This is a genomic window from Methanofastidiosum sp., from assembly GCA_013178285.1.
In the GTDB taxonomy this organism is placed as follows: Archaea; Methanobacteriota_B; Thermococci; order Methanofastidiosales; family Methanofastidiosaceae; genus Methanofastidiosum.
Genome location: JABLXD010000078.1, coordinates 1 through 4,024 on the forward strand (window position 1 = coordinate 1; position 4,024 = coordinate 4,024).

General features: G+C 32.1%; 5 protein-coding genes. All 5 read left to right on the forward strand.

The genetic code is table 11. The annotated features are described in order from the left end of the window. On the forward strand, nucleotides 1-426 hold a 426-nt coding region (locus HPY60_11655), incomplete at its 5' end, for a hypothetical protein (GenBank protein NPV51830.1). A 462-nt stretch (nucleotides 427-888) separates the two neighbouring features. Beyond that, nucleotides 889-1,530, forward strand: coding sequence for a rhomboid family intramembrane serine protease (locus tag HPY60_11660; protein ID NPV51831.1), 642 nt, complete (start codon nucleotides 889-891; stop codon nucleotides 1,528-1,530). Nucleotides 1,531-1,726: 196 nt separating this feature from the next. Continuing rightward, nucleotides 1,727-2,908, forward strand: coding sequence for a hypothetical protein (locus HPY60_11665; protein ID NPV51832.1), 1,182 nt, complete (start codon nucleotides 1,727-1,729; stop codon nucleotides 2,906-2,908). A gap of 199 nt (nucleotides 2,909-3,107) precedes the next feature. Beyond that, complete coding sequence (locus tag HPY60_11670; GenBank protein ID NPV51833.1) at nucleotides 3,108-3,587, forward strand: SnoaL-like domain-containing protein; 480 nt, start codon at nucleotides 3,108-3,110, stop codon at nucleotides 3,585-3,587. 81 nt (nucleotides 3,588-3,668) lie between these two features. Then, entirely contained in the window at nucleotides 3,669-3,980 is a 312-nt protein-coding gene (locus HPY60_11675) for a hypothetical protein (GenBank protein ID NPV51834.1), read from the forward strand. Nucleotides 3,981-4,024: the final 44 nt, after the last annotated feature.

The window sequence follows — 4,024 nt, forward strand, 5'->3', positions numbered from 1 at the left end:
ATTGACCTAAACGCTAATTTAAATCTTTCTCTACTTAAGAATAATTCTATGGGAAGTATGGGATTTGGCCTTCAGGAATGGGTTTACAAATTAAGACCAAGAAAACCGTTCAAAAAAAGAGAAAAAACTATGGGTTATGATACCCTAGATGATAATTTCCTTGATTTTGACAACAAGGAACTCGCCTTTAAAAAAAAAGGTAGTAAAAGAATTATAGCTGCAAATGCTGAAAACATTGAAGAAAGAATTCTGGAGAAGAAGAAAATCCTTAGATTTAATTTGTGGTGGGACAATGCTTACAATATTATTGCAATTTTTGCCCTAATTGCTATCATAGTTATTGCAATTCTGAAAACAACAGATTTTGGGGATAGAATATCTCGGGAAATTGACCGAATCCTTTATGAACGTGAAGCCCAAAAATGAATTATTCTTAATCTATGAAAATTACAGATATTTGGAATTATCAAACCGAAAAAAATATTGTGGCGACCCCACGGCTTGCTTGATGGCAAGCCTCTCCGATCGCTGATGATTTATAGAAAGTATTATTGAACTGAATAGTAAGGAAAAACGTTTTGCCCCGAAATTTTAACGACAGGAAAACAAACTACAGCTGCTAACAAGGGGTTCATAAAATGCTGGCTTTTAGCGGATTAAGTCACTACTCGTTCCAATCCTCAGTCACGTGTCTGGATGATGACAACGTTCCAAGATCCAGCACTTTATAAACCCCCGGCCGTTATGGGCAAGCAGACCGAACACCTGTAAAATCAAGACTTGTTGCGCTAGAAATTTGAAGCCGCCCCATAAAGTATTAAACTAGAATGAAGGCAGTTAATAAAACTTAGCTGAAAAACAAATAACATTAAATTAAACAAATTTTAGATGCCAATACTTACCATCATTTTAATAGCTACAATTACTGTAACAACGATATATGCATTTAATCATTCAGATTTCTATGTTAAATACTCATTTAACGTTGGTGCAATAAAGAACAAGAAGGAATACTATCGGATAATCTCCTCTGCATTCATCCATGTAGATTATACCCACCTTGTTTTTAATATGGTTACTTTATTTTCTTTTGCTGAATATGTTGAAATAGAATACTCTTTTATCGTTATTTTTCTATCATTCTTGTTTAGTGTAATAGGTGGAGGAGTATTTAGTCTTATTAATAATTGGAAAAACGATTATTATTCAGCAGTTGGGGCATCAGGAGGAGTTTGCGGAATTATTTATTCCTCAATATTTCTTATGGAAAGTGGAAGTGTATATATAATGTTTATTCCCATTCCTGTTCCCGACTATGTATATGCTGTTTCATTTATTTTAGTTTCACACTACTTAATGAAAAAAGGAATTGACAACATTGGACATGATGCCCATTTAGGGGGCGCTTTTACTGGAGTTATCTACGCTATTTGTGTTATTCCCTGGGTTTTCATGCAAGAGATTCATCTTATCTTGTCTATGTTTTTACCTTTTGTCGTTCTGTATTTATACGATAGATATTTTGTGTGATAGATATGAAATAATATAGATAAAAGAAAGAAGGGTAATGCCAGCCCATAACAAGGGTTTAATAAAATGCAGGCTATCAGCGGATTAGGAAACTTTATCGTTTCAATCCAGCTTCTAATCGTGGGACGATGACGATGTTTCAATCGCCTGCACTTTATCAACCCCCAGCCGTTATAGGGCATATTGAAAAAAAACGATGAGAACTATCAAACAGATAACGTTAATTACACTGATACTATTTACAATCAGTTGTTCAAGAAAGCAACAGATTAATGGATTTTATTACGGTAAATACAAAACTGAAGATTTAAATTTACCCGTTTTGATTCATTTTAAAAATAGAAAATATATTGATTTTTTTTCATTCCAATATGATACACTTACATATAGGAGGATTGGTGATAAATTTTACTTTAGGAGTAAATTATATCATAGTAGTTATAAATTAACTATCATTCAAAAAGACAAAGAACTTTTATATTACAGAAATGGGAACGACACTTTGATTTACAAACTCAAAAAAGGTGAATCATCGAATTATTTATTTGATTATTTGTCTGATAAACAAATAAAAATACAATTACCAAATGGAAATGGAAAAATTCAATCTTATGGATTTGAAAATAAGTTTCATAATCCTCTGTACTTTACCAAATATGATAACATTCTAGTTGTCAATTTTAATGATTCGACAATAGTCTTTGATGAAAATTTCTATAAATATCTTTTAGATTATAAATCTAACTTATCCTACCTTGACAGTCGTTTTTCGCCAATAACATTAATAGCAGACAAAGATTTATCAATAAATGAGATTAACTTTCTAAAAGTACAATTGAAAATAGCTGATTACAGAAATATATCTTATGTACTGTCAATCAATGAATATAATAAGATAAATTATATTTCTAGATATATTCCCCCATTAACTGAAAGTGATTTATCAAAATACAAAACTTATAATTTTGTATTTCCCCCTTTACCTCCTCCTCCTCCTCCAATACTTGATAATGACTCCATAATAGATCACGGTTTTTTGATTGAATATTTTCAAGGCAAAATACTATTAAACAATGATTCACTTGAAGCTTCTGAATTTTGTAAACTACTAAAAGAAAAAATTCTTTCAGATCCTAAAGCAATCCTAGCATATTATATTTCTGATAGATACTCATATCAAGATTATATTAAACTATTAGAATTAACTTCAAGTGTTTTTTACGACTTAAGAGACGAATATCTCTACTTGAAGTATGGCATAAAATTTCGCGGATTATCACATTATGAGGATATGTATGACGAAGCAATTAAAAAATTTCCAAATAGGTCAGTTGAATTAGATTCAATTGACTATATAACAATTAAATACGCCCTATAACAAGGGGTGCAGCCAATGCGGGCTAGTTAGGGAACTTCGGAACTGCATCGCCCGTTTGGGGCGATTTCGTCGTGCGACGAAATCGAAACTCGCGCTCCCGCACTCGCCACACCCCCAGCCGTTAGGCGCAAGGCGTGTAGACAGGTTGATTTATAATGATATAAGTATGAAAGATTCATTAACATAAAAGTATGTAATTATGAAAAGAATTCATTATTTCGCTATGTGCGCATTCTTAGTATTGGGGTGCAAACAAAATTCTCAACTTTCTGACAAAGAAATAAATAGTATCAAATCAGAAGTTATTGCTTCTATGCATAAAGCATTTGAAAATGAAAAAAGCCTTGATGCCGAAAAGGCAACTCATTTGTATATTGACAATGGAGACTTCGTATTTGGTGGGGATGGATATTTAATCACGGATTACAGTTACTTGCAAAAAGATTTTAAAGATTTTTTATCGTCAAATCAAAAGTGGTTGGATTTGAATATTCATAATGAATATGTTTATGTAATATCCAAAGATGCCGCAGCTTATTCTTTTGAATTTGACTGGAAAATATTGAGAAAAGACGGCGATACTTTAAGGTGTAAGAATGGATCTTGGACATTTGTTTTAAGAAAAATTGAAGACGAGTGGCGATCCGTTCATTGTAACGGAGCACATATATTTGAATAATAAAAATCTTTGAGAACCTATTGAATGAATAAGAAAATGACTGTTAATTAAACGCCCAGCACCTAACAAGGGTTTAATAAAATGCAGGCTATCAGCGGATTAGGAAACTTTATCGTTTCAATCCAGCTTTCTCATCGTGGGACGATGACAATGTTTCAATCGCCTGCACTTTATCAACCCCCAGCCGTTAGCGCAAATTGTGGAACTGAAAAAAAAATGAATATTGGAAATGATTTTAAATTTCCTCTCGTTAATTGTTTAGAGAAAATATTAAACTTACTAACCATAAACCAACTGAATCATGAGAAAATCAATGAAAATTATTGGAATTGGAATTATTTGCCTTATTATTCCCCTATTGTCATCCAGTCAAAATGTATTTCAATTGAATGACAGCATTAAAACATTATACAAGAATGAATACTTAACAGTTAGAA